A 25,460-nucleotide genomic window follows, 5' to 3' on the forward strand; every position below is an offset into this window, starting at 1 on the left:
GATGAGCTCGCCGGCCCTTCTCGACATCCGCAACCTCACCATCGAGTTCGCCACCCGCCGCGGCACGGTCCAGGCGGTGAAGGCGATCGACATCAGCGTCGGCAAGGGCGAGACGGTCGCCATCGTCGGCGAATCCGGCTCCGGCAAATCCGTGACCTCCTACGCCGTGGTCCGCATCCTCGACCGCGCCGGCCGGGTGGCGGAGGGCTCGATTGCGTTCTCGGGGATAGACCTCGTCTCCGCGACCGAGGCGCAGATGCGCGACCTGCGCGGCCGCGAGATCTCGATGATCTTCCAGAATCCGCGCGCCGCGCTCAACCCGATCCGCAAGGTCGGCAAGCAGATCGAGGACGTGCTCCTCCAGCATGTCCAGGCGACGCGCGCGACCGCGCGGGAGAAGGCGATCGAGGCGCTGGAGAAGGTCAGGATCGCGCGCCCGGAAGAACGTTACGACGCCTATCCGTTCGAGCTCTCCGGTGGCATGTGCCAGCGCGTGGTCATCGCCTTGGCGCTGGCTTGCCAGCCGCAGCTCCTGATCGCCGATGAGCCGACGACCGGCCTCGACGTCACCACGCAGAAGGCGGTGATGGACCTGATCGTGGAACTGACGCGCGAGCGCGGCATGTCGACGATCCTGATCACCCACGATCTCGGCCTGGCCGCAGCCTATTGCGACAAGGTGGTGGTGATGGAGAAGGGCCGCGTCGTGGAGACGGCGAGCGCCGCCGACATCTTCCGCAACCCGCAGCATCCCTATACGCGCAAGCTGATGCAGGCGACGCCGCGTGTCGGAATGAGTCTGCGCGATCTCCTGCCGGACGATCAAGCCAAGCGCGCACCCTCCAGGCCGGCGGCCGCGCCGGCTGCCACGAAATCCCGGCCAACCTCGTCCGGTAAAGCGCCTCTTCTCGTCGTCGAGAACCTGATCAAGGAATATCCGCGCCCGACCAAGGGCGCCTTCCTCGCGAAGTTGATGGGCAGGGCCGAACCGGACAAGCCGGCCTTCCGCGCCGTCGATGGCATCGGCTTCGAAGTCAGGCGGGGTGAGACGCTCGGCCTTGTTGGTGAATCCGGCTGCGGGAAGTCGACGACCTCGATGATGGTCAACCGTCTGCTGGATCCGACCTCGGGGCGCATTGTCTTCGATGGGCACGATATCGGCAGTATTCCGGCGAGGCAGTTTGCCGCCTCGCCCTTCCGGCGGCGCATCCAGATGGTGTTTCAGGACCCGACGGACAGCCTGAACCCGCGCTTCACCGCCGAGCGCGCGATCGTCGATCCGATCCTGCGCATGGGCAAGATCCGCGGCCGCGCCGCCTTGCGGGCGCGCTGCGAGGAGTTGGCGCAGCTCGTGGGCCTGCCGGTCGAGCTGATCGACCGTTTTCCGCATCAGCTCTCGGGTGGGCAGAAGGCGCGCGTCGGCATCGCACGGGCGATCGCGCTCGACCCCGATCTCGTCATCCTCGACGAGCCGACCGCGGCGCTCGATGTCTCCGTGCAGGCGGTGGTGCTCAACCTGCTGGACGAGCTGAAGCAGCGGCTCGGCATGAGCTACATCTTCGTCTCGCACGATCTCAACGTCGTGCGCCTGCTCTGCGACCGGGTCATCGTGATGCGTACCGGGCAGATCGTCGAGCAGGGCACGGCTGAGGAAGTACTCGGTGCTCCCAAGGCGGAGTATACGAAGGAACTGCTCACCGCGATTCCGCATCCGCCGGCATAGACATCGCCACCAACACGTCACGTCGAAGCATCAGGGCCATGAAGATCAACGACCCCGCCGTTCTCGCCGAAGTCGAGGCTGCTTTCGCCGAATACGAGAAGGCGCTGACCACGAACGATGTCGAGGCGCTCGACCGGCTGTTCAGGAACGCTCCCGAGACCCTGCGTTATGGCGTCGGCGAGAACCTCTACGGCTACTCCGAGATCGCTGCGTTTAGGGCTGGGCGCTCGCCGGCCGGGCTGATGCGGACGCTGGAACGCACCTGGATCACCACTTATGGCGATGATTTCGCCACCGCCAACACGCTGTTCCGCCGCGAGAGCTTACCGGGCAAGGTCGGGCGCCAGAGTCAGAGCTGGGTCCGGTTTCCGGAAGGCTGGTGCGTCGTGGCTGCCCATGTCAGCGTCATTCCCGAATAGTGGCGGCTTGCTCACCCGCACCGAGAGCCTGCGCCTTCAACTTGCCGACGAGATCGTCTCCGGGTTGCTCGCGCCGGGTCAGGCGCTCGACGAGCAGGACCTGGCAGAACGTTTCGGCGTCTCGCGCACGCCGGTTCGCGAGGCGATCCGCCAGCTTTCCGCCTCCGGGCTGGTGCAGGTCCGCCCCCATCGGGGTGCGTTCGTTGCGCTGCCGACCCAGGATCAGCTTCATGACATGTTCGAGGCGATGGCCGAGCTGGAAGCGCTTTGCGCCGGGCTTTCCGCCCGCAACATGACGGCGGCCGAGCGCCATGCGCTGGAGGCGATCCACCAGGAGCTGCGCGGGCTGGTGCATCAGGGCGATCCGTTGCGTTACCACGAGTGCAACGAGACCTTTCACGGTGCGATCTACGCAGGCACCCATAACGGGTACCTGGCCGAAATGACCCTGATGACCCGCAAGCGCGTCGCGCCGTTCCGGCGAGCACAGTTCCGCACGACCGGCCGTCTGGCCGACTCGTGGCAGGAACACGACCTGATCGTCCAGGCGATCCTGCGCGGCGACAGGCAGGCTGCCGCCGAGGCGATGCGCGCCCATATCGGCTTCGTGCGCGACGCCTTCCGCAGCTATGCCGAGACGCGCTGACGACACCGCAACCTGTTCCCTCTCCCTATGCGGGAGAGGGCCAGGAGCGGGGCTCGCGACAATGGTCGTGAGCCGAACGCGAGATTGTCAGGACCTGCGCGACCCCTCATCCGGCCCTTCGGGTTGCCTTCTCCCGCAAGGGAAGAAGGAAACGGCGGCAGCCGCTCGCGGCGAAAGAGCAGCTAGCGCTTTCAAGGCACGCTCGACTGCGCCGCAACGAAGGCGCGCCAGCCGCCGAAATCGGTGACGTCCCGTGCGTCTTGCGTCGCCACCGCCTCGCACAGGAAGCCCTTGACCTGCGTGCCATCGGCCAGCGCCAGCGTGCCGATCCCGAGTGGTGCGGGAATTCCGGCGACGAAACGGCCGAACCCCTCCGGCGGCAGCGACCAGACCTCGAGGGCGATTGCCCCGCCGCCATCAGCGACGCGTACCAGACCCGGCCGCTTCGGCGGGCCGCCCGGCAAGGCGTAGAGGCGATAATCGGTGCTGGTCGCCGTCGCGCGGACGAAGCTGCCGCCCAGCGCCGTCAGCTCGCCATTCAGCGGCATGCCCGAAAGATGGGCGCCGACGACCGCGATCTCGATCTCGCCAGCTCTTGTTGAAGCTGGCCAGCCCGGCGCAATCGGCATGCGCAGGCCTGTGGCGCCGAGCGGCAGCCCGCCGGCGGCATGAAAGGCGCGCCCGAAACCGGCAAGAGCCGCATCCTTCCCTGCGGGCCCGATCAGCGTGACGCCTGCGGCCGTGCCGTCCGAAGCGAGGCTGACCGGCAATGCCAGCGCGCAAAGATCAAGCAGGTTCACGAAATTGGTGTAGCGGCCGAGCATGGAGTTCGCGCCGACCGGGTCCGCCGCCATCTCGGTCAGCGTCACCGGGCGCGGAGCGGTCGGCACCATCAGGGCGTCGACCGGCTTCATCACAGCCTTCGCCGCAAGCGTGAGCTCCGCCAGCCTGTAGCGCGCCGCGAAAGCCGCCGCGGCATCCGGCAGCGGCTTGCCGGCTATCACCTGTCGGATCACCGGCAGGATCGCTTCGGGATCGCTCTTATGGAGATCGCGGATCGCCAGCCAGCGTTCGGCCACCCAGGGGCCATCGTAGAGCAGCCGGGCGGCCTCATAGAAGGGAGCGAAGTCGATCTGGACGATCTCCGCCCCAAGCGCCGCCGCCCGTTCGAGCGCCGCGCAGTAGCTCGCCTCGGAAAGGCCATCTCCGGCGAAGTCGCGATCCGCCGGGCGTGGCACGCCGATGCGGATGGCGGGCGGAGCGGCACCGGGGCGGCCAATCGGTAGCGACCGCGAGAACGGGTCGGCCGCATCGGGCCCCGCCATGACACCGAGCACCGCCCAGGCATCCTCCACCGTCAGCGCGAAGACCGAGACGCAATCGAGCGTGCGGCAGGCCGGTACGACGCCGGCGCTCGGCACCAGCCCGACGCTCGGCTTCAGCCCGACGATGTTCTGCAATCCGGCGGGAACGCGCCCGGAGCCCGCCGTGTCCGTGCCGAGCGCAACCGGTACGATCCCTGCCGCGACCGCGCTCGCCGAACCGGAACTCGACCCGCCGGGGACGAGATCGGCGCGCAGCGCGTTGCGTGGTGTCCCATAGGGCGATCGCGTGCCGTTGAGACCGGTCGCGAACTGGTCGAGATTGGTCTTGCCGATGACGATCGCACCCTGTGCCCTCAGCCGCGCGACGGCGCTCGCATCCTGCGTCGGCGGATATGCGAAGGCCGGGCAGGCGGCTGTCGTCGGCAGGCCGGCGACGTCGATGTTGTCCTTCACCGCGATCGGGATGCCCCAGAGCTTGCGGCCGCGCGGTCCCTCCGCCTGCAGGCGCTCCGCTTCGGCTATGACCTCCGCTTCCGGACGCAGTGCGATGAACATGGCCGGATCGCCATGCGTCCGCCAGCGGGCATAGCAGCCCGCTACGGTCTCGCGAAGGCGTTGGGCTCCCGCCAGATGTGCGGCCAAAAGCTCGGTCAAGGTTTGCACGCGGCGCCCTCCCTCACGGTGCCCAAACGGCAGGCAGTTTCCACCTGCGTGTATGCAAGAGTTGTGCGCGCGACCGACGATGAGTTCCCCTGACGACCTGCAGGGGCCGAAAGCCGGCGATCATCTATGCTCGCAGCCCCGATCCCGGCGGGCATGCGCCTTGCAGAGTCTCCCGCATCTGTCGCCACGGGGAGCTGCCATGGGCCGTCTCGTCATTCCGGCTCAGCCTTCGCCCTTCGTGCTCGAAACGGCGCGAACCGCGCTGCTCATGATCGACATGCAGCGGGATTTCCTCGAACCCGGCGGCTTCGGCGAAATGCTCGGCAACGACGTCTCGCGGCTGCGCACCGCGATCGCGCCCTGCCGGGCCCTGCTCGACATCGCGCGAGAAGCCGGCCTCTTCGTCATCCACACGCGCGAGGGCCATCGCGCCGATCTCTCGGATGCGCCCTCGGCCAAGCTGGAGCGGTCGCCGCCGGACAAGCGGATTGGCGCCTGCGGCCCCATGGGCCGCATTCTGGTGCGCGGCGAGCCCGGCCACGACATCATTTCCGAACTCGCGCCGTTTCCCGGCGAACCTGTCATCGACAAACCCGGCAAAGGCGCCTTCTACCAGACCGACCTTGAGCTGATGCTGCGCAATCGCGGCGTCGCCTCCCTGATCGTCGCCGGGGTCACCACCGAGGTCTGCGTCCACACCACCATCCGCGAGGCGAACGACCGCGGCTATCGCTGCCTCGCGGCCGGCGATGCCTGCGCCTCCTATTTCCCGGAGTTCCATGAGGTTGGGCTGCGGATGATCGCGGCCCAGGGCGGCATCTTCGGCAGCGTCGCGACCCGTGCCGAGATCAGTGCGGCCTTCGTGAGCGCAGCTGATTGCAAGGAGGAAAAACCAGCATGAAGACGGGAGATACTCCACCGGGAGGCTTCGATCCCGCCCGGCACCTCGAAGTCATGGCACCGACGCTCGGCCTGACGATCAGCGAGGCGCAGAAGCCGGCTGTGCTGCAATTCCTCGCCATCGCCCACACCATGGCGCGGATCGTCGATACAGCCCCGCTGGCGGATGACAGCCTGGAGCTGGCGCCCAAATTCCGCCCCGGGCTGCCGGGAGACGGCCGATGAGCGACGCCTTCGCTCCGGCCCATGAGATCGCCCGCAGGATTCGGGGCGGGGAGGTCGCCGCCGAGGAGGTGGTGACTGCGGCGCTCGCACGCATCGCGAAGCTCGATCCGCACGTGAACGCTTTCACCGACGTCACGGCGACACGCGCCCTGGAGCAGGCGCGCGCAGCCGATCTCGCCCGCTTGCGCGGAGAGCCGCTCGGGCCGCTGGCGGGCGTGCCCTTCGCGGCCAAAAACCTGTTCGACATTGCCGGCCTGCCGACGCGCGCCGGCTCGAAGATCAACCGCGAGCGCTCTCCGGCGCAGCGTGACGCCGTGTTGGTCGAGCGCCTCGGCGCTGCCGGCGCGATCCTGCTCGGCGGCCTCAACATGGGCGAATACGCCTATGATTTCACCGGCGAGAATGCCCATGACGGCCCCTGCCGGAACCCCCATGACCTCGCCCGGATGGCTGGCGGTTCGTCTTCCGGCTCGGGCGCGGCGACAGCCGCCGGTTTCGTGCCGATCGCGCTCGGCTCCGATACCAACGGCTCGATCCGCGTTCCCGGATCGCTCTGCGGCGTGTTCGGGCTCAAGCCGACCTATGGGCGCCTGCCGCGCACGCGCTCCTTTCCCTTCTGCGACTCGCTCGACCATCTCGGGCCGTTGGCGCGGGACGCAACCGACCTCGCTCTCGCCTACGATCTGATGCAGGGTCCCGACGCAGGCGATCCTGCCTGCGCGCAGCGGCCGGTCGAGCCCGCGATGCCGCATCTGCATGATGGGGTCGCTGGACTGCGCGTCGCCGTTGCGGGCGGATACTTCGCGACCGACGGCATGCCGGACGCCGAAGCAGCTGTCGCCACGGTGGCGAAGGCGCTCGGCGCAAAGCCGGGACTCGATATCGAGGGCGCCGCGATCGCGCGCGCCGCCGCCTTCCTGATCACCAACGCGGAAAGCTCCGGTTTCCATCTGCCGCGCTTGCGAGAACGCGCCGAGGATTTCGATCCCGAGACGCGCGACCGTTTCCTGGCGGGCGCTCTGCTGCCGGCGGCGTGGTATGTTCAGGCGCAGCGCGCGCGCCGCTGGTTTCATGACGAGATGATGCGGCGCTTCGCTGACATCGATCTCATCGTCGCGCCGGCCACGCCGTGCCCCGCGCCGCTGATCGGCCAGAAGACCCTGGAGGTGAGGGGCGAAACACTTCCGCTGCGCCCGAGCCTCGGGCTGTTCACGCAACCGATCTCCTGTATCGGACTGCCTGTCGTGCTCGTGCCGGTCCAGGGCGGCGGGCTTCCGATCGGCGTCCAGCTCATCGCGCCACCTTGGCGAGAGGATATCTGCTTGAAAGCCGCCTATGCGCTCCAGGCCATGGGGGTATGCCGGGCCGCAAGCCCTGAGCATTGATGCTGCTGATGGGTATCTTCGCCATCAGAAGCCTCTTTCGGCGCGATCACCCGATTACCGGGCGCTGATCGCCGCACGGCTTGTGTCAATCACGGAGCGCTTTTCGGGTTTGGTTCAATCCTTTCCGCAAGAGCGGTCAACGGCAAGAGCAGGCGCTTGACCGAGGCGCTGCCTTGCCAGCGCGCAATCGCCGCTCGCGATTGCGCTCGTGGAAGAATGCGCTCTGCGCGCAGGGCGGCGGTCTCCAATCACCGTCACTTGTCCTCTGAAGCTGATGGCAAGACGGGCGGCGCGACACCCCTCTTGCTTCGCTCGGAGGATCGAGGAAAGGCCGGTTTTCACCGAATGGGCCTTGGTCCGGGACTTGCTAGCTGACGGAGAGCGGGCTCGAACCCGCTCCGCAAACAAGGGGACAACGACGTGAAAAAACTCATCGGCGCGGCGCTTGCCGCGGGCACCGTTCTCTGCGCGAGCGGAGCTTTCGCTCAGTCGCCTACGCTCGCTCAGGCCAAGAGCCGCGGCATCCTCCATTGCGGCTCCGGCACAGGTCTCGCGGGCTTCGGGATACCGGACGCTCAGGGCACTTGGTCCGGCCTCGATGTCGATGTCTGCCGTGCCGTCGCTTCGGCGATCTTCAACGACCCGACCAAGGTCAAGTTCATCCCGCTCTCCGCGAAGGACCGCTTCACCGCGCTGCAGTCGGGCGAGGTCGATCTGCTCTCGCGCACGACGACCTGGACAATCTCGCGCGACACCGCGCTCGGCCTGAACTTTGCCGGGGTGAACTACTATGACGGCCAGGGCTTCATGGTCCGCAAGAAGCTCGGCGTAAACTCGGCGCTGCAGCTCAGCGGCGCCTCGATCTGTACCCAGCAGGGTACCACGACCGAACTCAACCTGGCCGACTATTTCCGCGCCAATAAGATCAAATACGAGGTTGTCGCCTTCGCTAGCAACCAGGAGACGGTGAAGGCCTACGAATCCGGCCGCTGCGACGCCTTCACGACCGATGCTTCAGGCCTCTATGCCGAGCGCCTGGGCCTCGCCAATCCAGACGAGCACGTCGTTCTGCCGGACATCATCTCGAAGGAGCCGCTCGGCCCGGTCGTACGCCACGGCGACGATGTTTGGCTCGACATCGTGAAATGGACGCTATTCGCGATGGTCAACGCCGAAGAGCTCGGCATCACCAAGGCGAATGTCGACGAGATGCTGAAGTCCGAGAATCCGGAGATCAGGCGCTTCGTCGGGACCGAGGGCAAGTTCGGCGCGCCGATGGGCCTGACCGATGACTGGGCCTACCGGATCATCAAGCATGTCGGCAATTACGGCGAATCTTTCGAACGGAATGTGGGCCAGGGCTCGCTGCTCAAGATCGCCCGCGGGCAGAACGCGCTGTGGAACAAGGGCGGCCTGCAATACGCGCCGCCGATCCGATGACAATCCGGCGCTGCGCCGCAGCAAGCCGTGCAGCGCCATCGACGCCCCTATTTCTGTCGGTAAAGCAGATAACGTCCGGTGCGGCATGGCCGCCGGATCTCCCGCTCTAGCTGATGGACAGGCTCGCTGCGTGCCGGGTCCAGAGGGCCGGTGCTGCGGAGCGATCTCGCCGCGCCAGCAACTGGTCGAGAAGCCTGAGGCCGGCTGGCCAGCCGCCGTGACCGCTGGCGACGTTGATATGCCCCGCATCGCCCGCATCGATGAAGGCCGCATCCCACATGTTGGCGATGACGCGCGCGCGCTCGATGTTCATGTAGGGATCTGTCCGGCTCGCAACGACGATCGCCGGGAAGGCGAAGGGCCTGTCCGGAACCGGGCCGAAGGATGCGATGCCGCAGACCCGCGACGCGCGCTGTTCGGGATCGGCCGGAGCGGCGAGGAGCGCGCCACCGATGTCGAGCTCTGGATGGCGGGCAGCCAGATGGGCGATCAGTGTCGAGCCGAGGCTGTGACCGACCAGCACGGCGCCCGGCCGGCGTTCGACGTGGTGGCGTAGGGTCGCGAGCCAGGTTTCCAGCTCCGGCGCGTCCCAGTCGCCCTGCTGCACGCGCTCGGCGCCGTCGATTTCGCTTTCCCAGCGGCTCTGCCAATGCGCCGGCTCAGAGCCGTAGAGACCGGGGACGATGAGGACGGTCATGGGGAGTCTCCTATTCCTCCCCGATCATCCCGCCGTCCGGCTCGTTCGGTCAATGAAACGTGTTCGCAAATTTGGACTGTTTTAGAGGACGAACGACCTGTGTCTTTTCTCGTTGGAGAAGCTTGGCCCATTCTGCCGTCGTCTTAGGCAGTGGGCTCTAAATCCCGGCGCCAGCCTGGAGTTCGTCGTCCAACTGGCCGTAGACGCCACGCCAGTAAAGCAGCGCACCCTCGTCCTGGGCGTGCCTGATCGCCTTGATCCGGCCGATCAGGATGGTGTGCGAATGGCGCTCGAGCGCCTCTTCCGTCTCGCAATCGAGGACGGCGAGCGCGCCGTCGAGCGTGGGCGCGCCGGTGACGAGGCGGCCCCACCGGCCGTCCTCGAAGCGAGCTTCTCCCTTGAAGCCGCCGCGTCCCGCGAAGCGATCCGCAACGGACCGGTGGCGCGCCGCGAGGACGTTTATGGCGAAATGGCGGGAGGCCTCGATGGTCGGCCAGGCCGAAGCGCTCTTGTTCACGCAGACGATGACGGTCGGCGGCTCCGCGGACAGCGCGGTGAGGGAGGTTGCTGTCAGGCCCGCGCGCGTGCCGTGATGGGAGGCGGTCACGATACTCACCGCACCGGCCACGTTACGCATCACCGTCTTGAAGGCATCGGCCTCGATGTCATTGGCCGCGAGTGGAGCCACCTGGCGGTTCATGCGATCACCCATACGAACGCTGCGGCGGGTCGGCCGCAAAACCGTACTAGGGCAGGTTTCTAAATTTGTCTATCGACTGAGTAGACAATATCAGGCTGCGCTCGCGTCGCCCGGCTGCTCGCCGCGAGAACGGCGGACGAGGTCTGCGATGGTCGTGTTGTCGACGACGCTCGCCATCGCGTCCCGAACCTGGCTCATCACGGAGCGCACCGGGCAGACGTCGATGTCGCCGCAATCGCTGCAGGCTCTGAAGGAGGAGCGGCTGGCGCAGGAAAGCGGCGCGATTGGCCCTTCTAGAGCGCGAACCACGGCGCCGACCATGATTGCTCGTGCCGGCTTGGCCAGAGCATAGCCGCCGCCCGGACCCTTCTTGCTGCGCAGCATGCCGGCATTGCGCAGGTCGAGCAGGATCGCGTCGAGGAACTTCTTCGGGATGTTGTTCTTCTGCGCGATATCGGCGACCTGAGTCGTCTCACCGGCTTCCAGCTTGGCAAGATGCACCATGGCCTTGAGGCCGTATTTGCCCTTGTTGGTCAGCATAGGCATGCCCCGCCCAGAGAGAAGTATATTCTATCTATCAACATTGCGGCTACGCGCAAGATCGCGTTCTTCGAGCGGAAAACGAAGAAGATTTATTCTGTCGCTTTCTCATGGGCTGGGCCCGCCGCGATCATGTGCGACGGTCAGCCTTCGCTTGCGCCAGTGGGTGAACAACTCCGTTTCGGCGTGCATGGCGTGCGTTCTGGGCTGAAAGTAGGGTCGTGCCCGCACGACATGTCGACCGGTTGCCGGAGCATCGCCGGAATTCCGTCAGCCGAGACCGAAACGTTGCAACGACATCCATGAGCCCTTCAACGTTTCGGAAACTCCACGGGCCTGACCGGCACAGCGAAGGAGTACCCCGGGCTTGTGTCGCCACGCTTCACCGGCGTGGTTTGCTGCCGGTGTCGCGCAAGAATTTCCCTCTGCGGATACTGCGACGTTTCAAGCCTTTCGAGTTGGATTGCGGCAAGATAAAAATCTACTGAATTAATGGTCTAATATTGACCTCGATCAGAGATCGGCCGCAACAATGAGCTGTTGGCACTCTCGAAAGGCGAGTGCCAAGAGGCTTCACGCTTGCCCATGGAGATCGCAATGGCATTTCGGCCGCTTCACGACCGTGTCGTGATCCACCGCCTAGACGGCGAGGAGAAGACGAAGGGCGGTATCATCATTCCCGATACCGCGAAGGAAAAGCCTCGGGAGGGCGAGGTCGTCGCCGTCGGTCCCGGCGCCCGCGATGAGAGCGGCAAGCTCGTGCCGCTCGACGTCAAGAAGGGCGATCGTGTCCTGTTCGGCAAGTGGTCTGGCACCGAAGTCAAGATCGACGGCCGGGACCTCCTGATCGCCAAGGAATCCGACATCCTGGGCGTCATCGGCTGACGCTGCGCAATTCAGTTCCAAGGAGAGCAGCATGGCTGCCAAAGATGTGAAGTTTTCCGCCGATGCGCGCGAGCGCCTCCTGCGCGGTGTCGATATCCTCGCCAATGCTGTCAAGGTCACGCTGGGTCCGAAGGGCCGCAACGTCGTGATCGAGAAGTCTTTCGGCGCGCCCCGCATTACCAAGGATGGTGTGAGCGTCGCCAAGGAGATCGAGCTCGCCGACAGGTTCGAGAATCTCGGCGCGCAGCTGCTGCGCGAAGTCGCTTCGAAGACGAACGATCTGGCCGGCGACGGCACCACCACCGCGACCGTGCTTGCCCAATCGATCGTCCGCGAGGGTTCGAAGGCCGTGGCCGCCGGCTTCAACCCGCAGGATCTGAAGCGCGGCATCGACCTTGCCGTGATCGAAGCGGTCAAGGATCTGGAGAAGCGCGCCACCAAGGTCGGCAAAGCCGATGATATCGCGCAGGTCGGCACGATCTCGGCCAATGGCGACGCCTCGATTGGCGCAATCATTTCCGAAGCTGTGCAGCGTGTCGGCAAGGAGGGCGTGATCACGGTCGAGGAGGCGAAGAGCCTCGAGACGGAGCTCGATGTCGTCGAGGGGTTGCAGTTCGACCGGGGCTATCTCTCGCCCTATTTCGTGACCAATGCCGAGAAGCTGCTCGTCGAGTTCGACGACCCCTACATCCTCATCCATGAGAAGAAGCTGTCCTCGTTGCAGTCTCTGCTGCCGATCCTCGAGGCGGTGGTGCAGACCGGCAAGCCGCTGCTGATCATCGCCGAGGATATCGAGGGCGAGGCGCTGGCCACGCTCGTCGTCAACAAGCTGCGCGGAGGCCTCAAGGTCGCGGCCGTGAAGGCGCCCGGCTTCGGCGATCGCCGCAAGGCGCTGCTGGAGGATATCGCCATCCTGACGGCTGGCGAGACGATTTCGGAAGATCTCGGCATCAAGCTGGAAAACGTGACGATCGCCCAGCTCGGCCGCGCCAAGAAGGTCCGAATCGACAAGGAAAACACCACCGTCGTCGACGGCGCCGGCAAGAAGAAGGCGATCGAGGCGCGTGTCGCGCAGATCAAGGCGCAGATCGAGGAGACGACCTCCGATTACGATCGCGAGAAGCTGCAGGAGCGGCTGGCCAAGCTTGCTGGCGGCGTTGCTGTGATCCGCGTCGGCGGTGCGACCGAGATCGACGTGAAGGAGAAGAAGGATCGCGTCGACGACGCGCTCAACGCCACCCGCGCGGCCGTCGCCGAGGGAATCGTTCCGGGCGGCGGTGTGGCTCTCCTGCGCGCGAAGGCCGCCGTCGCCAAGCTGAAGAGCGATAACGACGATGTCACCGCGGGCATCCAGATCGTCCTGAAGGCTCTGGAGGCGCCGATCCGCCAGATCGTCGAGAACGCCGGCGTCGAGGGCGCCGTCGTCGTCGGCAAGCTGCTGGAAGCGAAGTCGCCGACCTATGGCTACAACGCCCAGACCGAAGAATATGTCGATCTGATCGAGGCCGGCATCGTCGACCCGGTCAAGGTGGTCCGCACGGCCCTGCAGGACGCAGCTTCCGTCGCAGGTCTGCTCGTCACCACCGAGGCCCTGATCACCGAGGCGCCCAAGGACAAGGTGCCCGCGCCGGGGCTGCCGCCGGGAGGCGGGCTCGACTTCTGAAGTCAGCCTCGGACTTCAGTCAGGCCTTGATCGGGTGACGCGCGGCCTCCGTCGCGCGTCACCTTCGCTGGCTTCGTGCCGGTCGCTTTTCAGTGATGAAGCCCGCCGCGAAGTCACGCGAGCGGCCAGTTTTCGCGAGTGCTGCATGGTTCGCAAATCGGTCGATATCGCTGTCCTGGGCCTGGGCGCCATGGGCTCCGCTGCCCTGTTCCAGCTGGCAACCCGAGGAGCGGATGTTCTCGGGATCGATCAGTTCAGCCCGCCTCATCAATTGGGTTCGAGCCACGGCGAAACGCGGATCACGCGCCTTGCCGTCGCGGAAGGGAAGGAACTGGTGCCGCTGGTGCGGCGATCCCATGAAATCTGGCAGGAGCTGGAAGCCCGTACCGGCGAGGGCCTGTTCGGCCAGGTCGGATTTCTGGCGGTTTCCGGCAGCGGGCCGGGCCAGGGTTCTGCGGACTATGTCGACCGCGTCACCGCGGTTGCGCAAGGGGAGGGGATTCACCACGAAGTCATCGACGCCGCCGAAGCGCGGCGCCGTTATCCCTGGCTCAATGCGGGCGACGGCGATCGCGTCTATTTCGAACCGGAAGGCGGCTTCTTGCGGCCCGAGCACTGTGTCTCCGCGCAACTGCGTCTCGCTTCCGCCGCCGGCGCGAAGCTGATGCTCGACACCCCTGTCCGGGCGATTGTTGCGCAAGGCGATCACATCGAGCTTCGGACTGACAACCAAACGATCCTTGCCGGCCGTGTCGTGGTGAGCGCGGGAGCCTGGGCGAGCAAGCTGTTAGGCCCGGGCTTCAACGCCCTGCTGCGCCCTACGCGGGAAATCCTGCACTGGTACGGTCTGGACTCCGCGGCATCGCCCCAATGGACGGACGCACCGGTTTTTATCTGGGCCACAGGTGCGCGGCAGGGCTTCTACGGTTTTCCGGCCATCGACGGGACGGTGAAGGTCGCGCATGGGGAGAAGAATGTCTTCGTCGACCCCGACCGTTTCGATCGTTCGAGCGACGAGGCTGAATCGCGAGATTTCTACGCCAAGGCGATCGAAGGGCGGCTGAATGGCCTGCGCGCCGATAACTCGCGTCGCAAGACCTGCCTTTATACGGTCTCGCCCGATGGTGGTTTCGTCATCGACGAATGGCCCGAAAGCGAGCGCGTCCTCGTCGTCTCTCCCTGTTCCGGGCACGGCTTCAAGCACTCGGCTGGGATCGGCGAGGCCGTGAGCCAGCGCATTCTGGATGGCGCGAGCCGCATCGACCTGTCGGCTTTCCGGCTCGGACGGTTCGAGGCCCGCAACAACGGCTTCTGACTTTTACGCCAGACACCGCTGGCTGGGGCAGCCTCAGCTTTCGAGGAAGGCGGCCACCTGCGGATGGGCCCGCAGTGCAGCGACGTCCTCCGGCGTGGGCAGGACGGGCCGGTCGCGTACGGAATCGACCAGGCACAGAAAGCCGAGCGGCGCGTCGGTCGCCGCACGGAATTGGTGCCAGGTCCAGGCGGGTATCGTGACCAGGTCCAACTCACCGATATCGTCCACCTGCGTGCCGACGAGGCAACGGCCGTGTCCGCGCAGAACCATCACGCCATGGACATGGCCGTGGCGTTCCAGCGTGGTGTGGCCGCCGGCGGCGACCTCGAAATAGCGCAGTTCGCCGGCGAGGTCCGCGTGCGAGAACAGTGTCTGCCGGGAGACGTTGAGGAACGGCGCCGTCGCATCCTGCTTGTAGGCGAGACGGTCGACCCCTTGCCAACCGAAATCGTCCTGCCAGCGACGCAGCGTGGCGGACTGGGGCGAGATCTGCTCAGGCATGGGCTTCTGCTTTGGCATGGCTGCGTACCTGATCGACGAATGCGGCCGTCGCCTGGCTGAGACGCCCGCGTTCGGCCAGAAGGTTCCCGCCGATCAGCAGCATCACCTCATCCCCGTAGAAGTCGAGGATTTCCGGCACGCGGGCAAGGCTCAATCCTCCGGCCGGCACTGGCAGTGCCGCTATGAGATCCCCAGAAGGCGCGAGGGCCGCTGCGCTGATCTGCCGGCACGTTTCGGGCGAGCACCCGAAGCGACCGCCGAAATTCGGAAAGATCACGGCATCCAACCCGACGAGCCGCCAGAGCTTCGCCAGGAAGGCTGGCGCGATGCGCGCAGCACCCGCCAGGCTGGGATGCGCCAAAAAGGCGATGTCGTCGTGGTCGCGGATGAGCTGCTGGACATTGGAAAGGCCGAGGATTGCCGGTGCGACCATCGCGGTGTCGAGCCCTTCCTCGCGCAGGATGCGCAGTTGATCGCGGACTGCATCGAGGCTGCCGGACAGGCTTGGCACATAGCGCGTCGGATGGCCTGTCGAGGCGGTAGCTCGGCGCACCGCGCCGGCGCAAGCTGCAACGCGCAGGTGAAACGGGCTGAAGTCTTGCTGGGCCAGGCCGTGGTCGTCCTTGACGTAGTCGATGCCACCCAGTGCGAAGGCGTGGGCAAGTTCCGCCAATTCCTCCGGAGGCAATCCCTGCGGCTTGAGCGCCGACGCGGTGAGTGCCCGCGCTCCGGCGTTCACGCGCGCGCGCAGTCCCGGGAGGCCGGCATGGGGGCCGTTGCCGAGCTGCCGCTTCAGTAAGGCGGGCAGGTCAGCATCCACCAATGTCAGGTCATCGTGCAGAGACGAGTTGCCGAACAGCATGTTTAAAAGCTGCCCGGCATCCGCGCCGATGGTGGCCGCCGAGAGCTGGATGCGGATGGCGTGCAGATCGGGACTCAAGGCCTCGACAGCTTCGACACGGCCGAGGATATCCGCGAGGATCCCGCTCTGGCCGACAGCCTCGGGCGGCATTTCGATGCTTTGCTCGATGGCGACCGCGCGCGCACGGGCTGCAACATCCTCAGCCTTGCCGCGCAGATGATAGGTGACTTCGATCCAGCTCATCGTCCGCTCGTCTTCTGCCGCAGTCGCGAGAGAGGAGTTTGTGGCGACGGTATGTTGCGGTCAAACAAACATTATTTTAAATGACGAAAATCAAAAGGATTAATATTCTAAAATAATACGACAGTATGAACCAAATATCTTTTGGGATTGATTAATATTGGCTTTCTCGGTTGGGGTGCGGAGGCTGATTTAGACAATCGTCATGCCGGACGGATCGGAACGGGATTGGGAAATCTCAACATCGCATGGGCAGATATTCGTCAGGACGTGGGATGAGGTCGGAAATCGCGCTGCTCCCATTGTTCTGTTCGACGGCCAGATGGACAGCGCACAGTCGTGGGGAGACTTCCCGTGGCGCTTGTCGCGCTCGACGGGGCATATGGTCGTGGCCTTCGACAGGCTGGGACCCGGGCGTTCTGGTCCCTTCCTTGAGGTCCCGTCGGCCGATTTCTGGGAGCGGGAGGTGCAGGCCGCCACCCTGCTGATCGGCGATCATCTCGGTTTCAGAAGCTTCATTGCCTGTGGTCACAATCTGGGTGGAGCGATTGCCGTCGATACGGCGGCTCGGCGCGGGAACGCGTGTCTCGGTCTGATCACGATCGGGGGTTGGGCTCACCTGAATGACGGCATCCGCCGCGGCATTCTTCAGGCCGGGAGACCCGGTCCAGAGCGGGACGAAGCGGCTGCTCCCGCTGGCCTTGATCCAGGCGGGACCGCGTACGGGAGCCTGGATGCGTGGGCTAGCTCGCCAACGTTTGATGTCTTGATCGATGAGGCGCTGTCAAAACTCCGCTGCCCAGTCCTTGCCGTGCATGGCGAGCTGGACGAGGTTTGCTCGCTTGAGCATGCGAGGCGGATCGCATTCGGGAGAGGGTGCGTCGGCGTCATCCCTGGTGCAGGCGCTTCACCGCATAAAGAAAAGGAAGGCGACGTCCTCGCCGCGATCCGGGACTTTCTGGCGCTAAGCGTGTTCCCTCTGCCGATCCATTGAAGTCGAGGATTCTTCCGCCGCGAGTAGCTGGGGGGCATCGGCAAGCTCGGGAATTTCCGAGAAACCGGAAGCTACAGCCGCGGAACCGCTTCGAGGAGGCGGCGCGTATAGGCGTGCTGCGGGGCGCTGAACACATCCTCGGCCGGGCCGGTCTCGACGATCACGCCGTCCTTCATCACCGCGATGCGGTCGCTCATGTGTCGGATCACGCCGAGGTCATGGGAGATGAAGAGCATGGCCAGCCCGAGACGGTGCTGAAGCGCGATCAGCAGATCGAGGACCTGCGCCTGCGTCGTGACGTCGAGCGCGGAAACGGGTTCGTCGCAAATCAGCAGATCGGGCTCGCTGGCCAGGGCCTGCGCGATCGAGACGCGTTGCCGCTGGCCTCCCGACAATGTCGTCGGCCGCCGGCTGAGGATATCCGGGGGAAGATTGACCAGCCTAACCAGCTCCTGCACGCGCGCGGCCCGTTCGCCCGGGCCGAGGTTGGTGTGGAGGCGCAGCGGCTGCTCGATGATCCGCTGGACTGTGTAGCGCGGGTCGAAGGAGCTCAGCGGATCCTGGACGATCGTCTGGATATGCCGGCGCAAAGGCCGCCGCAGGCGTTCGGATAGCTGGCTCCAGGGGAGACCGCGGAAGAGGACGTCGCCCTCGTCGGGGCTGCGCAGCGCGAGCGCGACCTTGCCGATCGTCGTCTTGCCGGAGCCCGACTCCCCGACGATGCCGAGGGTTTCGCCCCGGTGGACTTCAAGCGAGACGCCGTTCGCCGCGTGGGTCACGCCGCGATCCGGGCGGGCGAAGCGGACTGTAATGTCATGCATCGCAAGGGTCGGTTCCCGTCGGTCGGGCTGCGCCTTCACCGGCCGCAGGCCCTGCGTGGACAGCCAGCGGCCTCGCGTCGCTGCGCTCGGCACGGCCGACAGCAGGCGTTGCGTGTACGCATGACGCGGGTTTCGCAGCACCTCCCGCGCCGGGCCGGTTTCGACCAGCTCACCGTTCTGCATCACGGCGATCCTGTCGGCGAGCTGCGCGGCGACCGCCAGATCATGCGTGATGAGCAGGATGCCGTGTCCGGCCTTGGCGAGCCCTCCGAATACGCCGAGAATCTGCTGCTGGACGGTGACATCCAGTGCGGTGGTCGGTTCGTCGGCGATGAGCAGGCGAGGGCGGGCGGCCAGCGCCGAGGCGATGAGCGCTCGCTGCCGCAGCCCGCCGGAGAGTTCGTGAGGATATTGCGCGGCGCGCGTCGCCGGATCGGGAATGCCGACGCGGGCGAGCAGGGTTTCGACCTCCTTGCCGATCTCGCTTCGCGGGACCAGCGCGTGGGTCAGAATCGGCTCGCCGACCTCCCGGCCGACCGTGCGAAGGGGATCGAGGGAGACGAGAGCGTCCTGCAGGACGAAACCGATCTCCCGGCCTCGGATCTTCGCCCACTGCCGCTCCGAGAGATCGGCCAGCGCGACGGTTTCGCCGTCATGGCCCGAGAGGCGCAGCGTGTCGGCGCGCAGCTGCGCCCCCGGTCCCGCCAGGCCGACGAGTGCGCGCGCGGTCACCGACTTTCCCGAGCCGGATTCGCCGACGATCGCAAGGATTTCGCCCGAGCCGACGGCAAAGGAGATGCCGCGCACGACCTCCCTCGGCCCGTGCCTCCCCAGGAAGGTGATGCGCAGGCCGTGGACCTCGATGATGGGCGGTCGATAGGTCGGCGCTGCTGCGGCCAGGTCTTGCCGGCCCATGAGCTGGACGTTCATGGCAGGTCTCCCTGTGATAGCAGGAGCTGCAGGCGACGCCCGAGGATCGTGATCGCGATGACGGAGGCTGCGACGACGGTTGCCGGCAGGAAGCTGATCCAGGGCGCGGTATCGAGGAAGTTGCGGCCATCGGCCAGAAGCGCACCCCATTCGGCGGCGGGGGGCACCACGCCAAGGCCGATGAAGCTCAGGGCCGAGGCCGACAGCACGGCGTTGCCGACGCCGATGGTCGCGAGGACGACGAGCGGCCTGATGGCATTCGGAATAACATGGCGGGCGATGATCGTCGGGGTCGGTTCGCCGAGCGCCACGGCATGCTCGACATAGCCGGACTGCCAGACCCGGAGCACCTGCGAGCGCACCAGCCGCGCATAGCCTGCGATGCTGGAAAGCCCCACGGCCAGCAAGGTGTTCGTCGGACCGCGGCCGAGCACGGCGATGATCAGCAGCGCGAGCAGGATCTCGGGGAAGGCGAGCAGGATATCGATCAGCCGCACCAGCACGCGTTGCAAGCCAGGCGGCGCGAGCCCGGCCGCCGTGCCGAGCAGAACGCCTCCGGCGCAGCCGATCAGCGTCGCGCCGATGCCGATCCCCAGGGACATCGAGGTCCCGTGGACGACGCGGGTGAAGACGTCCCGGCCGAGCTGGTCGGTTCCGAACCAGTGGGCGAGGCCGGGCGGCAGCAGGATCGCGTCGGTATCGACCGCATCGGGCGCCAGCGGCGTGAACCAGTGCGGTGCGCCGGCCGCTGCCAGCAGGAGCAGGGCGAAGGCGAGCGGAATGAGCAGCCCCGGCGCACGCCACGGGTTCCCGGCACGGTTGCCGCTTCGGGTGCGCGCGACGATGTCGAGAACCTCGCTCATCGTGCCGCCCTCCGCAGCCGTGGATCGATCAGCAGGTAGAGCGCGTCGACGATGAGGTTGATCAGCACCGAGACGAGCGCCGACAGCATGACCAGTCCGAGCAGGAGGGGCATGTCGCGCGTCTTGATCGCCTGCAAGGTGATCTGGCCGATGCCGGACCGTCCGAACACGGTCTCGGTCAGGATCGAGCCGGCCAGAACGCCGGCGAAGAGCGTGCCGGTCAGCGTCGAGACCGCGAGCGCGGCATGGCGCAGCGCATGGCGCAGGCGCAGCTGCGTTTCGCTGACGCCGCGTGTCCGGACGGTCAGGGCGAAGGGCTGCAGCAGTGCTTCTTCCAGCCCGTCGCGCAGGACCTGGGTCAGCAGCGCCGCGAGCGGCAGGCTGAGGGCGATGGCGGGCAGAACCAGCGCGTGGATGCCGTCTCCGCCGATGATCGGAAACCAGCCGAGATAGAAGCTGAACACCGTCAGCAGCAGAAGGCCGACCCAATAGACCGGCGTGCTCAGCACGGCGAGCTCCAGACCGGCGAGAGCGGTTCGCAGTCCCCTGCGCCGCCCGGCCGTGGCCAGCGCGTTGACGAAGGCGAGGCCGAGAGCCAGCACCATCGCCGTCCCCGCGAGCTGGAGAGTCGGCCCGGCGGCTTCGCGGATGACATCGATGACCGGCTGCCGATACTGATAGCTCTGGCCGAAATCGCCGAGCAGGGCCTGGCCGATATAGCGCGCATATTGCACCGCCAGGGGCTGATCGAGCCCGAATTGCCGGATCAGCGCCTCCCGCTCGGCGGCATCGACGATGTTCTCGCCCCCGGTGAGAACCGCGACGGGGTCGCCGGGGATCGCCTTGACCGCGATGAAGGTGATCGTGGCCGCGCCCCAGAGCACGGCGACGATCACTCCAAGGCGCCTCAGCCCGATGGGCAGGGCCTTACGGAGCCAGCCAGGCATCGTAGAAATTCGGTTTCGCGTTGGTCGCCCAGCTGATGCCTTGCAGCTTTCTGGAGGCGCCGAGCTGATAGGCGGCGACATAGAGTGGCACGGCATAGGCCTGTCCGATGATCTCGGCCTGCGCCTGGCCGTAGAGGCGCTGGCGCTCGTCGCCGGCAGCGCCGATTGCCTTCGTCAGGATGTCGTCGAGGCTCTTCGCGCGGGCATAGTTGGCGCCGTTCGGCGGGATATAGCCGGAATGGAAGACGGTCCGCAGGATGTCCGGCTCGGCCCGCACATAATATAGAGAGGTGAGATCGTAGTCGTTTGCGCCCGTGCGGGCCGTGTAGCCGCCGGCATCGACCGGGTCGAGCTGCAGGTCGAAGCCCGCCTTCTTGACCGAGAACTGGATGGCCTGGGCCAGCGTCAGGTCCGAGGCGCCCCAGGCGGCGGCGTCATAGACGAAGCGGACGGTGAGCCGCTCCCCGCCTTTCGCGCGAATGCCTTCGGCATCCCTGGTGCTCCAGCCGGCTTCGTCGAGCAGCTTGGCTGCCTTCTGCGGATCGAAGCCCCAGCCCGCAGCGATCTTCGGATCGTAGTAGAGTGTTGAAGGACCAAGGATATTGTCGGCCGCCTTCAGGCTGCCGAAGAAGGCGGCCTTGACCGCGGACGGCGCATCCACGGCGCTCTGGAAGGCCTGGCGGACCCTGACATCGGCGAAAGGCCCGCGGCTGGTGTTGAGGAACAGGGCGCGGTTCACGCCGGGGTTCTCCCGCGTCACGACCTGGAGGCGACTATCCGCCTGGACGGTGCGGAAATTGGCTGGCGGAACCTCGTCGATCGCCTGTGCCTGCCCGCTGCTGAGCGCGCCGAGGCGAACGGAGGACTCGGGCAGATACCGGAACACCAGGGCATCGAGATGGGCCGGCCCCTGATGCGCCGCGTAGCCGGGCCCCCAATTGTAGTCGCCGCGCTTCGTCAGCCGGCTGCCGCTGCCTTTGGTAAAGCTCTCGAGCAGGAAGGGGCCGGAGCCGACGACGGTATTGGTCGTGCTCTTGGCATTGCGCAGGTAGGTCGGGGACTGGATGCCGAGATAGGGCAGGCTGAGCCCCTGCAGGAGCGGGGCGAATGACTGCTTGTAGGCAATGACGAGGGTCGCGGGATCCCGGGCGGTGATGCTGTCCACCGGTCCCAGCAGCGATTTCGCATAGCTCGACGTCGTCTTGGGGTCGAGGATGCGGTCGAAATTGAACTTCACCGCTTCGGCATCGACAGAGGTGCCGTCGCTGAAGGTCACGCCGCGCCGCAGATGGAAGGTATAGACGGTATTGTCTGCGTTCACCTCCCAGCGCTCCGCCAGCCACGGCGTGAAGCGATTGTCTTCGGCCTGGCCGACGAGGGAGTCGACGAGATTGCGGGTGATCAGCGCCGTGATGGAGTTGCCCGTGATCGAGGGGTCGATGATCGCGGTGTCGCTCGCCAGGCCGACGGTCAACGTGCCGCCAGCGGCAGGCTTGCCAGCGGGCTGGTTGTCGGCGGCGAGCACCGGGCCGCCCGCCGCGAGCAGGGCAAGGGCGGCGGCCGCCGCAAGCACCTGATGTCCGCGCCCCTGGACAACTGCATGAAGCGATGGTCGCCACATGCGACGTGCAGTGCGGATTTCGGCCTGGATCATCGTAAAGCCTTCAAATGAAAAGCGATCATCGGCGCAGGCCAGCGATGGCCGCGACGTTGAGCCCTTTACGCGTTAGAAATCGATGCTCGATCGAGCTATGCCGACGAGGTCGGCGATCTACTTCCTGCTGCGGCGCGTTTCGCCGGTGCGCGTCCAGTGCAGAAACGCAGACAGGCGCAGCAGAGCGTGAACGATGAAATTGAAGAGAACAATCATGGGCTTTCCTCAAGCAAAGGAGCCCACGGCTATGCGCGTGGTGCTTTTAGCATTGGTGACGCGGTGCAAGCTGCTCCAACAAATCCCGCGACCGTCTTGGCCTGAACCGCGACGATGTCAGTAATAATCGTGTGATGTGGCCACGACGTCAATCGAATGTCTTTTCAAATACATTCGACCATGAGCAAAAATCCGCTTTGGCAGGCCTCTCGGAAGGAGTGTTCGATCTCCGTGGCATTCCTCTTGCAGCTCCGTGGAACGGGCGGGTCTGGCCCGTTCCACAAAAGGACGTCAGGCGCTGCGGGCTATGGAAGGGGCCGCGGAAGCCGATGCCAGGGGCGGCAGTTCCAGATTGGAGCGGAAGTCGTCGCCGACATAGTCGGTGTCGATCAGTGCGCGGCGGCGCAGCTCGGGCAGAAGGCCGTTGAGCAGGAGGTCTTCCTGATCGGGATTGCCGAGACCGTGAAGGGTGAGAACATCGAGCACGCCCGCGCGGAAGCGCTCCTCGATCGCATCGGCCAGCTGCTCGGGCGTTCCAGCGACGGACCAATGGCCGGTCTCCTGCGCCTCGATGATGAGCTCGCGCAGCGTCAGGCCCTGCTTCGCGTAGCGGCTGAAGATCTCGACGCGGCCGCGGCGCCGGTTGGTGCTGGTGACCTCCGGCAGCAGGCTGTCCGGCAGGGGCTTGTCCAGCGGCAGCCCGGACAGGTCGATATCGCCGCCGAGCATGTCGGCGAGCTTGAGGCGCCCGAGCTCGTAGTCGATGCGCTCATGCTTTTCCTTCAGGCGCAGGGCGACATCCGTATCGGACTCCCCGATCACCGAATGGAACGAGTTCATGACGAAGGGCAGGTTGTCGCCGCGCCCGAAACTCTTGGCCCGACGACGCAGCTCGGTCACGAAGGCGATCGCGCCTTCCAGCTTCGGCTGCGAGGTGTAGACTACCTCGGCATAGCGCGCGCCGACGCTGATGCCTGCTTCGGATTGACCGGCCTGGAACTGCACCGGCCGCCCCTGCGGCAGCGGCGGCACGTTGAGCGGCCCCTGGACGGTGAAATGCCGGCCCCGATAGTCGACGCGATGGAATTTGGCCGGGTCGAGCGCGAGCGCGCCTGAAGCCTTGCGCGTCACGGCGTCCCTCTCATTCGCATCGTACAGCGCATTCACGACCTCGATGAATTCTGCGGCGCGGGCATAGCGCTCCTCCGGGCTGAGCAGCGCCTCGCCGAAATTCTCCTCGCCGACCGAGGAGGTCACCGCATTCCAGGCGGCGCGGCCGCCGCTGGCATGGTCGAGCGTGCCGATCAGGCGGGCCAGATTGTAGGGATGGTGAAAGGTGGTCGAAACCGTCGCGACGAGGCCGATGTGTGACGTCACCTGGCTCAGCGCCGCGAGTGCGATGAGCGGGTCCTGTGCGCCTGCGGTGCCGGCGAGGCCGGCGGGGTCGATCTGCAGCAGGTCGGCCGTGAAGAGCCCGGTGATCTTCTCGGCCTCGGCCCGGCGCGCGAATGCGGCGGCTCGCTTGGCTCCGGTTGCCGGATCGGCATCGTTCGAGGCTGCGATGACGTTGGAGGCGCCCATCAGGGTCTTGAGGCGGCGGCGCGGGGCGGAGGACATGGAAGCTTCCTTCTCTCGGATCGTTGGTTCGGCTATCGGTGGCGCCGGACGATGGCTCCCGCGGCGATGGCCCGGTTGCGCTGCTCAGGGCAGAGTGGGCACGGCGCCGAGCAGAGCGCGCGTCTAGCTGTGGGCCGGCACGGCTGCCGACAGAGCCGCTGCTTCCACTCCGCCCAGAAACGTCCTTCTCGTACGATGATGCCAACCCCTTCTGGCTGTCTCAGGCGGCGAGGGAGGTTCGGGCCGCGGCCGCGAGCAGCTGGATGGTCGTCAGGCGCCGGGCGCCTTCGGTGACGGGGCAGTCGACCATGAACTCGTCGATGCCGAACGCCCGGTGCAGCCGCTGCAGCTCGGCATGGACCTGCGCCGGCACGCCGCGCAGCAGGAGCGAGCCGCGCTCCTCGATGCGGTACTCCCGCGAGCCGGTCTGCCGGACATATTCGAGAGCCTGTTCCCGGCTGGTGACGTTGACGCCCTGGCCGTTCTCGATGTCGACGCGGAAACGGCGCGCATCGGGCGCCAGGCTCCGGGCCAGCTCCTCCGTCTCCGCGATGACGACGCCTACGGCGAGGAGCGCGGAAGTGCCGCCGGCATCGCGATAGGCCGACAAGGCTTCGCCGATGGCGGCCTCCTCGCCGTGGATATGGCCGGGATAGACGAAGCTCCAGCCGAGGCTCGCCGCGAGCCGCGCGCTTTCGATGCTCGCACCGAGCAGGAAGCGTTCGGCGGGCTCCGCCGGCGCCGGAAAGGCGGCGAGCTGGTTGCCGGCGTCGCTGCCGTCGTGATGTTCGCGAAGGAAGCGGTCGAGTTCGACCAGCTGCGCGTCGAAATCCGGCTTGCGGGCCGGGTCGTAGGCCCCCTGCAATGCATGGGTCGACAATGGCATGCCGCCCGGCGCCTTGCCGATGCCGATGTCGACGCGCCCGGGCGCCAGCGCGGCCAGCAGGTTGAAGTTCTCGGCCACCTTGTAGGCGCTGTAGTGCTGGAGCATCACCCCGCCGGAGCCGATCCTGATGCGGTTCGTGCGGGCGAGCAGGAAGCTGATCAGCACCTCTGGAGACGAGCTCGCCAGCTTCGCCGCGTTGTGATGCTCGGCCACCCAGAAGCGCGCAAAACCCAGCTCCTCCGCGGCTTTTGCGAGCGAGAGCGTCCTTGCAAGCGCGTCGCCGGCAGCCTCGTTCACTTGCAGGGGGCTCTTGTCGAGAAAGCTCAGTTTGTAGGGCATCCGTCCTCGCCAGCGGCATTGACAGTCGATGATGTTCTAATAGTCTATAGAAATAATATATTGC

Annotated in this window: 25 protein-coding genes; 13 read left to right on the forward strand and 12 right to left on the reverse strand. The window is 66.2% G+C overall.

Features of this window, described 5'->3' with window-relative positions; all coding sequences use genetic code 11:
* The first annotated feature begins 1 nt into the window (after window position 1).
* Genes AC1DNE_RS00120 through AC1DNE_RS00130 form a run of 3 tightly spaced genes read left to right on the forward strand, consistent with a single transcriptional unit; the run spans window position 2 to window position 2,788 of the window.
* A complete protein-coding gene (locus AC1DNE_RS00120) occupies window positions 2–1,723 on the forward strand; it encodes a dipeptide ABC transporter ATP-binding protein (RefSeq protein ID WP_441469997.1) in 1,722 nt (573 codons plus the stop codon).
* Window positions 1,724–1,761: 38 nt separating this feature from the next.
* A complete protein-coding gene (gene hpxZ / locus AC1DNE_RS00125; RefSeq protein WP_441469996.1) occupies window positions 1,762–2,142 on the forward strand; it encodes an oxalurate catabolism protein HpxZ in 381 nt (126 codons plus the stop codon).
* Window positions 2,120–2,788 carry a GntR family transcriptional regulator gene (locus AC1DNE_RS00130; protein ID WP_441469995.1) on the forward strand — a complete coding sequence of 223 codons (669 nt, stop codon included), beginning with the start codon at window positions 2,120–2,122 and terminating at the stop codon, window positions 2,786–2,788. Before hpxZ ends, AC1DNE_RS00130 begins: the two co-directional genes overlap by 23 nt.
* Window positions 2,789–2,979: 191 nt before the next feature.
* Here the strand turns inward: AC1DNE_RS00130 and atzF are convergent, their stop codons facing one another.
* Complete coding sequence (gene atzF / locus AC1DNE_RS00135; RefSeq protein WP_441469994.1) at window positions 2,980–4,776, reverse strand: allophanate hydrolase; 1,797 nt, start codon at window positions 4,774–4,776, stop codon at window positions 2,980–2,982.
* Between the two features lie 199 nt (window positions 4,777–4,975).
* Between atzF and AC1DNE_RS00140 the strand changes: the two genes are divergently transcribed.
* The 4 genes from AC1DNE_RS00140 (at window position 4,976) to AC1DNE_RS00155 (ending at window position 8,726) form a co-directional block, all read left to right on the forward strand.
* Complete coding sequence (locus AC1DNE_RS00140; RefSeq protein ID WP_441469993.1) at window positions 4,976–5,677, forward strand: cysteine hydrolase family protein; 702 nt, start codon at window positions 4,976–4,978, stop codon at window positions 5,675–5,677.
* Window positions 5,674–5,901, forward strand: coding sequence for a DUF4089 domain-containing protein (locus AC1DNE_RS00145; protein WP_441469992.1), 228 nt, complete (start codon window positions 5,674–5,676; stop codon window positions 5,899–5,901). The genes AC1DNE_RS00140 and AC1DNE_RS00145 overlap by 4 nt, the downstream gene beginning before the upstream one ends.
* Window positions 5,898–7,286 (forward strand): AtzE family amidohydrolase, encoded by a 1,389-nt coding sequence (locus AC1DNE_RS00150; protein ID WP_441469991.1) that lies wholly within the window; start codon window positions 5,898–5,900, stop codon window positions 7,284–7,286. The genes AC1DNE_RS00145 and AC1DNE_RS00150 overlap by 4 nt, the downstream gene beginning before the upstream one ends.
* A gap of 432 nt (window positions 7,287–7,718) precedes the next feature.
* Window positions 7,719–8,726 carry an amino acid ABC transporter substrate-binding protein gene (locus AC1DNE_RS00155; RefSeq protein ID WP_441470040.1) on the forward strand — a complete coding sequence of 336 codons (1,008 nt, stop codon included), beginning with the start codon at window positions 7,719–7,721 and terminating at the stop codon, window positions 8,724–8,726.
* Window positions 8,727–8,832: 106 nt separating this feature from the next.
* On the opposite strand, the gene AC1DNE_RS00160 is transcribed toward AC1DNE_RS00155, so the two are convergent.
* The 3 genes from AC1DNE_RS00160 to AC1DNE_RS00170 form a co-directional block, all read right to left on the reverse strand.
* The gene (locus AC1DNE_RS00160; protein ID WP_441469990.1) at window positions 8,833–9,423 is read right to left on the reverse strand and encodes an RBBP9/YdeN family alpha/beta hydrolase; all 591 of its coding nucleotides are present in this window, start codon (window positions 9,421–9,423) and stop codon (window positions 8,833–8,835) included.
* A 157-nt stretch (window positions 9,424–9,580) separates the two neighbouring features.
* Window positions 9,581–10,123 (reverse strand): flavin reductase family protein, encoded by a 543-nt coding sequence (locus AC1DNE_RS00165; protein ID WP_441469989.1) that lies wholly within the window; start codon window positions 10,121–10,123, stop codon window positions 9,581–9,583.
* A 90-nt stretch (window positions 10,124–10,213) separates the two neighbouring features.
* Complete coding sequence (locus AC1DNE_RS00170; protein ID WP_441469988.1) at window positions 10,214–10,663, reverse strand: RrF2 family transcriptional regulator; 450 nt, start codon at window positions 10,661–10,663, stop codon at window positions 10,214–10,216.
* A 597-nt stretch (window positions 10,664–11,260) separates the two neighbouring features.
* Between AC1DNE_RS00170 and groES the strand changes: the two genes are divergently transcribed.
* The 3 genes from groES (at window position 11,261) to solA (ending at window position 14,526) form a co-directional block, all read left to right on the forward strand.
* The gene (gene groES, locus AC1DNE_RS00175) at window positions 11,261–11,548 is read left to right on the forward strand and encodes a co-chaperone GroES (protein WP_441469987.1); all 288 of its coding nucleotides are present in this window, start codon (window positions 11,261–11,263) and stop codon (window positions 11,546–11,548) included.
* A gap of 31 nt (window positions 11,549–11,579) precedes the next feature.
* On the forward strand, window positions 11,580–13,211 hold the full coding sequence (groL, locus tag AC1DNE_RS00180; RefSeq protein WP_441469986.1) for a chaperonin GroEL: 1,632 nt from the start codon (window positions 11,580–11,582) through the stop codon (window positions 13,209–13,211).
* A gap of 145 nt (window positions 13,212–13,356) precedes the next feature.
* Window positions 13,357–14,526: an N-methyl-L-tryptophan oxidase gene (gene solA / locus AC1DNE_RS00185; protein ID WP_476764985.1), complete on the forward strand. Its 1,170-nt coding sequence runs from the start codon at window positions 13,357–13,359 to the stop codon at window positions 14,524–14,526.
* Between the two features lie 33 nt (window positions 14,527–14,559).
* On the opposite strand, the gene AC1DNE_RS00190 is transcribed toward solA, so the two are convergent.
* Window positions 14,560–15,027: a cupin domain-containing protein gene (locus AC1DNE_RS00190; protein ID WP_441469984.1), complete on the reverse strand. Its 468-nt coding sequence runs from the start codon at window positions 15,025–15,027 to the stop codon at window positions 14,560–14,562.
* Complete coding sequence (locus tag AC1DNE_RS00195) at window positions 15,020–15,889, reverse strand: RuBisCO large subunit C-terminal-like domain-containing protein (protein WP_476764986.1); 870 nt, start codon at window positions 15,887–15,889, stop codon at window positions 15,020–15,022. The genes AC1DNE_RS00190 and AC1DNE_RS00195 overlap by 8 nt, the downstream gene beginning before the upstream one ends.
* A gap of 60 nt (window positions 15,890–15,949) precedes the next feature.
* On the opposite strand from AC1DNE_RS00195, the gene AC1DNE_RS00200 reads away from it, so the two are divergent.
* Complete coding sequence (locus AC1DNE_RS00200; protein WP_441469982.1) at window positions 15,950–16,216, forward strand: hypothetical protein; 267 nt, start codon at window positions 15,950–15,952, stop codon at window positions 16,214–16,216.
* 118 nt (window positions 16,217–16,334) lie between these two features.
* Window positions 16,335–17,123 (forward strand): alpha/beta fold hydrolase, encoded by a 789-nt coding sequence (locus AC1DNE_RS00205; protein WP_441469981.1) that lies wholly within the window; start codon window positions 16,335–16,337, stop codon window positions 17,121–17,123.
* Window positions 17,124–17,194: 71 nt separating this feature from the next.
* Here AC1DNE_RS00205 and AC1DNE_RS00210 read toward each other — a convergent pair whose 3' ends face one another.
* The 4 genes from AC1DNE_RS00210 to AC1DNE_RS00225 are packed head-to-tail and all read right to left on the reverse strand — an operon-like array spanning window position 17,195 to window position 22,257.
* Window positions 17,195–18,874: a dipeptide ABC transporter ATP-binding protein gene (locus tag AC1DNE_RS00210; RefSeq protein WP_441469980.1), complete on the reverse strand. Its 1,680-nt coding sequence runs from the start codon at window positions 18,872–18,874 to the stop codon at window positions 17,195–17,197.
* Entirely contained in the window at window positions 18,871–19,737 is an 867-nt protein-coding gene (locus AC1DNE_RS00215) for an ABC transporter permease (RefSeq protein ID WP_441469979.1), read from the reverse strand. The genes AC1DNE_RS00210 and AC1DNE_RS00215 overlap by 4 nt, the downstream gene beginning before the upstream one ends.
* Complete coding sequence (locus tag AC1DNE_RS00220) at window positions 19,734–20,684, reverse strand: ABC transporter permease (protein WP_441469978.1); 951 nt, start codon at window positions 20,682–20,684, stop codon at window positions 19,734–19,736. The genes AC1DNE_RS00215 and AC1DNE_RS00220 overlap by 4 nt, the downstream gene beginning before the upstream one ends.
* Window positions 20,665–22,257, reverse strand: coding sequence for an ABC transporter substrate-binding protein (locus tag AC1DNE_RS00225; protein ID WP_441469977.1), 1,593 nt, complete (start codon window positions 22,255–22,257; stop codon window positions 20,665–20,667). The genes AC1DNE_RS00220 and AC1DNE_RS00225 overlap by 20 nt, the downstream gene beginning before the upstream one ends.
* Window positions 22,258–22,524: 267 nt before the next feature.
* On the opposite strand from AC1DNE_RS00225, the gene AC1DNE_RS00230 reads away from it, so the two are divergent.
* The gene (locus AC1DNE_RS00230) at window positions 22,525–22,659 is read left to right on the forward strand and encodes a hypothetical protein (RefSeq protein WP_476764987.1); all 135 of its coding nucleotides are present in this window, start codon (window positions 22,525–22,527) and stop codon (window positions 22,657–22,659) included.
* Between the two features lie 186 nt (window positions 22,660–22,845).
* Here the strand turns inward: AC1DNE_RS00230 and AC1DNE_RS00235 are convergent, their stop codons facing one another.
* The gene (locus AC1DNE_RS00235) at window positions 22,846–24,171 is read right to left on the reverse strand and encodes an NtaA/DmoA family FMN-dependent monooxygenase (RefSeq protein WP_476764988.1); all 1,326 of its coding nucleotides are present in this window, start codon (window positions 24,169–24,171) and stop codon (window positions 22,846–22,848) included.
* 220 nt (window positions 24,172–24,391) lie between these two features.
* Window positions 24,392–25,396 (reverse strand): MsnO8 family LLM class oxidoreductase, encoded by a 1,005-nt coding sequence (locus AC1DNE_RS00240; RefSeq protein ID WP_476840867.1) that lies wholly within the window; start codon window positions 25,394–25,396, stop codon window positions 24,392–24,394.
* Window positions 25,397–25,460: the final 64 nt, after the last annotated feature.

It is taken from the genome of Allobosea sp. 05L423 (assembly GCF_056397745.1).

Coding starts and splice junctions, on each gene's coding strand:
- AC1DNE_RS00130 (WP_441469995.1), top strand. CDS start 2,120: ATGTCAGCGTCATTCCCGAATAGTGGCGGCTTGCTCACCCGCACCGAG.
- AC1DNE_RS00140 (WP_441469993.1), top strand. CDS start 4,976: ATGGGCCGTCTCGTCATTCCGGCTCAGCCTTCGCCCTTCGTGCTCGAA.
- hpxZ (WP_441469996.1), top strand. CDS start 1,762: ATGAAGATCAACGACCCCGCCGTTCTCGCCGAAGTCGAGGCTGCTTTC.
- AC1DNE_RS00120 (WP_441469997.1), top strand. CDS start 2: ATGAGCTCGCCGGCCCTTCTCGACATCCGCAACCTCACCATCGAGTTC.
- AC1DNE_RS00195 (WP_476764986.1), bottom strand. CDS start 15,889: ATGCTGTTCGGCAACTCGTCTCTGCACGATGACCTGACATTGGTGGAT.
- AC1DNE_RS00150 (WP_441469991.1), top strand. CDS start 5,898: ATGAGCGACGCCTTCGCTCCGGCCCATGAGATCGCCCGCAGGATTCGG.
- AC1DNE_RS00165 (WP_441469989.1), bottom strand. CDS start 10,123: ATGAACCGCCAGGTGGCTCCACTCGCGGCCAATGACATCGAGGCCGAT.
- AC1DNE_RS00205 (WP_441469981.1), top strand. CDS start 16,335: ATGCCGGACGGATCGGAACGGGATTGGGAAATCTCAACATCGCATGGG.
- AC1DNE_RS00220 (WP_441469978.1), bottom strand. CDS start 20,684: ATGCCTGGCTGGCTCCGTAAGGCCCTGCCCATCGGGCTGAGGCGCCTT.
- groES (WP_441469987.1), top strand. CDS start 11,261: ATGGCATTTCGGCCGCTTCACGACCGTGTCGTGATCCACCGCCTAGAC.
- AC1DNE_RS00240 (WP_476840867.1), bottom strand. CDS start 25,396: ATGCCCTACAAACTGAGCTTTCTCGACAAGAGCCCCCTGCAAGTGAAC.
- AC1DNE_RS00215 (WP_441469979.1), bottom strand. CDS start 19,737: ATGAGCGAGGTTCTCGACATCGTCGCGCGCACCCGAAGCGGCAACCGT.
- groL (WP_441469986.1), top strand. CDS start 11,580: ATGGCTGCCAAAGATGTGAAGTTTTCCGCCGATGCGCGCGAGCGCCTC.
- AC1DNE_RS00160 (WP_441469990.1), bottom strand. CDS start 9,423: ATGACCGTCCTCATCGTCCCCGGTCTCTACGGCTCTGAGCCGGCGCAT.
- solA (WP_476764985.1), top strand. CDS start 13,357: ATGGTTCGCAAATCGGTCGATATCGCTGTCCTGGGCCTGGGCGCCATG.
- AC1DNE_RS00145 (WP_441469992.1), top strand. CDS start 5,674: ATGAAGACGGGAGATACTCCACCGGGAGGCTTCGATCCCGCCCGGCAC.
- AC1DNE_RS00170 (WP_441469988.1), bottom strand. CDS start 10,663: ATGCTGACCAACAAGGGCAAATACGGCCTCAAGGCCATGGTGCATCTT.
- AC1DNE_RS00235 (WP_476764988.1), bottom strand. CDS start 24,171: ATGTCCTCCGCCCCGCGCCGCCGCCTCAAGACCCTGATGGGCGCCTCC.
- AC1DNE_RS00190 (WP_441469984.1), bottom strand. CDS start 15,027: ATGCCTGAGCAGATCTCGCCCCAGTCCGCCACGCTGCGTCGCTGGCAG.
- AC1DNE_RS00210 (WP_441469980.1), bottom strand. CDS start 18,874: ATGAACGTCCAGCTCATGGGCCGGCAAGACCTGGCCGCAGCAGCGCCG.